Origin of the sequence: Pseudoalteromonas sp. APC 3224 (genome assembly GCF_030407535.1) — a bacterium.
GTDB lineage: Bacteria > Pseudomonadota > Gammaproteobacteria > Enterobacterales > Alteromonadaceae > Pseudoalteromonas.
Genome location: NZ_JASDDF010000005.1, coordinates 156,652 through 162,651, shown reverse-complemented (window position 1 = coordinate 162,651; position 6,000 = coordinate 156,652). Strand labels below are relative to the sequence as shown.

The following is a 6,000-nucleotide window of genomic DNA, read 5'->3' as shown; positions in this document are numbered from 1 at the left end:
TATTCATATTTAGAAATATTACTACTTTAATGCTTGTTAATTATTTAAAAACAACACTTTAAAACTAATTTAAATGACTTTTATCGACATTTTTTAACCAAATGTATGATATTTTCGATAAGGTAAAAACAGTGATAAGACTTATTTGGGAGATTTAGATAGAGTGGATTATCGCGCTTTTAGCAATTTTAGAGGCCATCCATGGCCATTTTGCTAATCGTTTTTGTAGCGAGGATAATCACTGTAGCCTTGCTCAGTGCCACCATACATAGTAGTAGCATCGGCTTCATTTAATGGCCAATTATGTTTAATACGCGCTGGTAAATCAGGATTGGCAATAAAAGGGCGACCAAAAGCAAATAAATCTCCATAACCTTTAGCTAGCATTGCCACAGATTTATCAACTGTGTATTTACCTGCGTAAATAATACGTCCAGAAAACTCTGCGCGTGCCGCTTGGTAAAATTGCTCTGGCAAATCAGGGGCATTGTCCCAATCGGCTTCAGCAATTGAAAGATAAGCAATACCCGCTTGCTCAAGTACTTTAATGGCTTCTATATAAGTATGTTGAGGGTCTGATTCTACTAATCCTAAATAAACACGGGTTTCATCAGTACTGCTAAATAGCGGCGCAAATCTAACCCCTAAACGCTCAGCGCCAACTACATCACTAACGGCAGCAACAATCTCTTTTAAAAAGCGTAAGCGATTAGTCAGTGAGCCACCGTATTCATCTTCACGTTGGTTACTATGCTCAGAAATAAATTGGTTTACTAAGTAGCCATTAGCACAATGCAGTTCCACACCATCAAACCCAGCCTCTAGCGCATTACGGGCAGCTTGTGCATACATGCCAACAAGCTCTTTGACTTCATTTGTTGTTAAAGCTTGCGGTTCACTTGGATCGGCTAAAGCGCCTTGAGCTGGCCCTGTTTCTATAAACACTTTCACACTATCAGCTGCTATTGCTGAGGGAGCAACAGGTTTGGCTTCATTTGGTTGTAGGCTAGTATGCGATACACGGCCTACATGCCAAAGCTGGGCAAAAATAACTCCCCCTTCTGCATGCACGGCATTAGTCACTTTTCTCCAGCCATCGATTTGTTCTGCAGAGTGAATACCGGGTGTCCAAGCGTATCCTTGTCCTCTGGGTTCAATTTGAGTGCCCTCGGTAACCATAAAGCCAGCACTTGCACGTTGCGCATAATAGGTGGCCATTACTTCGTTGGGGATATTGCCAGGTACTGTACTGCGTGAGCGGGTAAGTGGCGGCATAACAATACGATTTTTCAGGGTATATGGCCCTAAACTAATGGATGAAAATAAACTGTCGATATTTTTACTCGGTTGACTCATTTTAATACCTTTTAAATTAACTATGCTGCTGAGCGCTTATAACAATGCTGGTGAGCATAGGGATTTAAAGCTACAATTTGAAACAACACTTTTTTGTTTTAGATACAATTATGAATGGTATAGGTCGGCTGGATATAAAGCAGTTGCGAGTTTTAAGCGCTTTACTCAAATTAAAAAATGTATCGCATGTTGCGCAAAAAATGGGGCTAACTCAGCAAGCTATTAGTGAGCAGCTGCGAAAATTACGCGATTTATTTGATGACAGGCTGTTTATTCGTCAAGGCAATACGATGCTGCCAACGCCAAAAGCGCTGGCGCTTGAACTATCAATTAATCAAATTCTGAGTCAACTAGACGCATTATTAGTGCCGTCACAGTTTTCCCCGCAGAGTTATCAAGGCGTTTTTACTATAAGTGCTACGGACTATGCGATTGCTGCACTTTTACCTCAGTTATTAGCAATTACTCGCCGTGAAGCGCCAGGTTTAAAGTTGATTATTCGAGACTTCGCATCCGATAACGTTAACCAGCTTATCAGCGCAGGGGAGCTTGATTTACTGATTAGCTTTGTTGAATTTATTCCTGATAATTTAGTTTACGATACCCTATTTGAAGAACAGCATATTTGTATTGCAGGCGCACATGCGCCCACATCTTCACAGCCTTTGAGCTTATCTGAGGTTGCGAGTCGGCCGCAGTTGGTGGTGTCGGCATCTAGAGCAAACTTACGTGGATCGCACGATCGCTGGTTTGCAGATAAAGGCTACAAACGAAATATTGTCATGTCAGTACCTGGGTTTTCATCAGTGCCTGATTTACTCAATACCACCGATTTAATTGCGTTTTACCCATCAAGGTTATTGCCAAATAGTAAGGTAAAGCAATTGGAGATTGAATTATTACCGCCGCCGTTTAAGGTGATTGCAGCATGGCATCCTCGTTCAAATAACAGCGATATTCATCAGTGGCTTATTGCACAATTAAAGCGTATTTAGACTGGCTCTACGTGAGCTAGATTTATTATTCACAGTTCAGGTTATCTAATTAACCTGAACTCTAGATAATAAATCTATCTCAAGCAGTTATTTTGAGCGCTAACTGCGTTGAATTTACTTGCAATAGACTAGCTATTGACGCGTAATTTCGCCTTGTTTTCACTGAAAATCTCTGGCTAGAGAAAATAAACATAAATATCATTTTGATTCAATATGTTAGTAAATCTCTTAACCAGAGTTCAGGTTAATTAGTTGGCGAATATCGCTTCCTGTTGGTGCTTCATGGGCACGTAACGAAAAGGCGGGTAAAACCGCTAATATATGATCAAATATATCTGACTGAATATTTTCATATTCACCCCAATTAGTGGTATTGGTGAATGCATAAATCTCAATGGGTAAACCTTGGGTTGTTGGCGCTAATTGCCTTACCATTAAGGTCATACCTTGATGAATATGTGGGTGCTGTTTTAATAGCGCGACCAAATAGTGACGAAATGTACCCACATTAGTTAGCCTGCGGCCATTTAAAGTGCAGCTCATATCTACTTTTTTAGTGATGTTTTGCTCCTCAATAACCAATAGCGTACTTTCAAGGTACTCACTTAGTAAATCGGCTTTTTTAAGGGCAACAACTGCGGCTTCGTCTAAAAAGTGCACACTACTCATTTCAAGGTGAATGCTGCGTTTTATCCGGCGTCCACCAGAGTCTGACATACCGCGCCAATTTTTAAATGAGTCGGAGATCAAGGCATAAGTAGGAATGGTGGTAATGGTTTTATCCCAATTTCTTACTTTAACCGTGGTTAGCGCAATATCAATAACATCACCATCGGCGCCGTACTTAGGCATTTCTAACCAATCACCTACCGCTAGCATATTATTGGCAGAGAGCTGAATACCCGCTACTAGGCCTAAAATAGCGTCTTTAAATACCAGTAATAATACCGCAGACAGAGCGCCTAAACCGCTTAGTAAAATTAACGGTGATTTATTCATTAACAATGAAACGGCTAAAATGGCAGTTAATACACTGGCAATAAGCTTAATTGTTTGCAAAAAGCCGCGCAGCGGAAAGTGAGCGCTTAAGGGGCGTTTATCGGAAATTGCTTGAAATATATCCAGTAAAGAAAATAGCGAAAGTAAGGTAAATAAAATGATCCATTGATCGGTGATCATTTTAATCAAATACAAAAACGTGGTGCCTTCGGGTACCCACAGTTGCGCCTGAATAACAACGACCGCTCCTTGTAAAACAAATGAGATATTACGAGCGAGCTTTTTTGCTGAATATAAAGGACTTTTGCTATCGGGTTGCGCAGCTTGTTCGCTAAAGCGGTTTTTAACTAAACGCTGAGAAACCAGCCTTAAAATGAGGTGTAATATTAATGCAAATAGCGCAATCCAAGCCAATGCCATCAGGTCGTACCATAAAAATGGGCTTCCCGGAAAATAATCGCCAAACCATTGCAGTAAAAAATCTCGCAGCTGTGCGCGTGTTCCTGTCATTAATACTCCATAAGGACGCTATTATTAATTACTGATTGTTAGTTAAGCAGCTGCAATGTAAAAAGTCTATTTAAGACTTTTTACATTATGTAGTTACAGTTTACCAAGCTCGAGTTGCTGGCTGAGTTCTTCAAAAATACTTGGATCATCTATGGTTGATGGAATTTGCAGTTCTTCACCATCAATTAACTGCCGCAGATTTTTACGTAAAATCTTGCCAGATCGAGTTTTGGGTAACCGCTCTACACACATAATATTTTTAAGGCATGCAATAGCGCCAATTTGATTACGCACGGTTTGCACCAATTGCTGTTCTACCTCTTTATGTGAGCCATGAAAATCATTTTTTAGCACCACCATCGCCATGGGGTTTTGCCCTTTTAACGCATCACTAATACCAAATACTGCACATTCAGCCACAGCTGGGTGCGCTGCAACAATTTCTTCCATTTCACCGGTGGATAGACGGTGCCCTGCGACATTAATCACATCATCGGTGCGACCCATAATAAAGAGGTAGCCATCGTCATCAATATAACCGCCATCACCAGATAAATAGTAGCCCTCATATTCAGCCATATAACCAGCTTTAAAACGAGCCGTATTTTGCCAAATTGTTGGTAAACAGCCCGGCGGTAAAGGCAGCTTTATAACAACCGCGCCTTGTTCATTCGGAGCACATTCATCCCCATTCATATCTAAAACTCTTACATCAAATCCAGGTGTTGCAACTGTTGAGCTTCCTGCTTTTGTTGGCAGGTGTTCAATGCCAACAGGGTTACACGCAATTGCCCAGCCCGTTTCTGTTTGCCACCAATGATCAAGCACCGGTAAACCTGTTTTTTCTTTGAGCCAATCGTAGGTAGGTGAGTCTAAACGCTCTCCGGCTAAAAATAATCGTTTGAGACTAGAGGTATCGTATTGTTTAAAGCCATCGGCATTGGGGTCCTCTTTTTTAATCGCGCGAAACGCAGTGGGGGCACTAAATAGGGCATTCACTTTGTATTCTTCTACTACGCGCCAAAAAGCACTGGCATCGGGGGTTCTAACCGGTTTTCCTTCAAATAAAATAGTTGCGCATCGATACATAAGTGGCGCATACACAATATACGAATGACCCACTACCCAGCCAATATCAGAGGCGGCCCAAAATACGTCACCGGGTTTCATGCCGTAGACGGTTTCCATGCTGTAATGCATAGCAACCGCATGGCCGCCATTTTCACGCACCACACCTTTAGGTGTCCCTGTTGTGCCAGAGGTGTATAAAATATAAAGTGGATGATCGCCACTGACCGCAACGGGATCAACCGGTGTGGCTGTTTGCATTGCAACAGCCCAGTCAATATCACGTTCGGGCATAAGCGGTGCGGTGGCTTGCTCACGCTGATAAATAATACAGTGTTCAACTTTATAGCTAGCAGCTTCAACCGCGTTATCGAGCAAGTCTTTGTATTCAATTATGGTATTTACTTCTACACCGCAAGAGGCAGTGAGTACCAATTTGGGCTTGGCGTCATCAATCCGTACCGCTAATTCATGCGCTGCAAAACCGCCAAACACGACAGAATGAATAGCGCCAATTCGGGCACATGCCAACATACCAATTACGGCTTCGGGGATCATGGGCATGTAAATCACTACGCGGTCGCCTTTAATCACTCCTAAAGACTGCATTACCCCTGCAAATTTAGCGACCTCTTGCTGTAGTTGTAAATAGCTATAACTGCGTTTGCTATTGGTAACCGGTGAATCATAAATTAACGCTGTTTCATTACCATGCCCAGCGATTACATGTTGATCTACGGCTAAAAAGCAGCTGTTAAGTTCGCCGTCTGCATACCAGTGGTGTAGTCCTTCTTGATCTTGTGTGTATGCGGTTTCTGGAGCCTTGTACCAAGGTAGTCGCTTACTTTGTGATAACCAAAACGCTGCTGGGTCTTGTTTAAACTCGTTGTAATGTTGTTTGTATTCACCTGACATAAAGGCTCCTAAGGAAAATATAATCTAACGTAATTTAAAACTAAGCGCTTTTTATCAGCAGTGATATTCGACTATGGTCGGTTAAATAGTAAGCGATGTTTTTGTTTTTTGGCCAACGTGATGATTGTATAGAACTAAAAAGTTCCAACTAATGTAA

General features: G+C 41.6%; 4 protein-coding genes. 1 reads left to right on the top strand and 3 read right to left on the bottom strand.

Annotated features, from left to right (window positions below):
• Nucleotides 1–213: 213 nt before the first annotated feature.
• The gene (locus tag QL989_RS04230) at nt 214–1,356 is read right to left on the bottom strand and encodes an alkene reductase (RefSeq protein ID WP_138608701.1); all 1,143 of its coding nucleotides are present in this window, start codon (nt 1,354–1,356) and stop codon (nt 214–216) included.
• 110 nt (nt 1,357–1,466) lie between these two features.
• Between QL989_RS04230 and QL989_RS04225 the strand changes: the two genes are divergently transcribed.
• Nucleotides 1,467–2,351: a LysR family transcriptional regulator gene (locus QL989_RS04225; RefSeq protein WP_290168503.1), complete on the top strand. Its 885-nt coding sequence runs from the start codon at nt 1,467–1,469 to the stop codon at nt 2,349–2,351.
• A gap of 228 nt (nt 2,352–2,579) precedes the next feature.
• Here the strand turns inward: QL989_RS04225 and QL989_RS04220 are convergent, their stop codons facing one another.
• Entirely contained in the window at nt 2,580–3,860 is a 1,281-nt protein-coding gene (locus QL989_RS04220; protein ID WP_198523652.1) for a mechanosensitive ion channel domain-containing protein, read from the bottom strand.
• 93 nt (nt 3,861–3,953) lie between these two features.
• A complete protein-coding gene (locus tag QL989_RS04215) occupies nt 3,954–5,843 on the bottom strand; it encodes an AMP-binding protein (protein WP_290168500.1) in 1,890 nt (629 codons plus the stop codon).
• Nucleotides 5,844–6,000 lie beyond the last annotated feature (157 nt).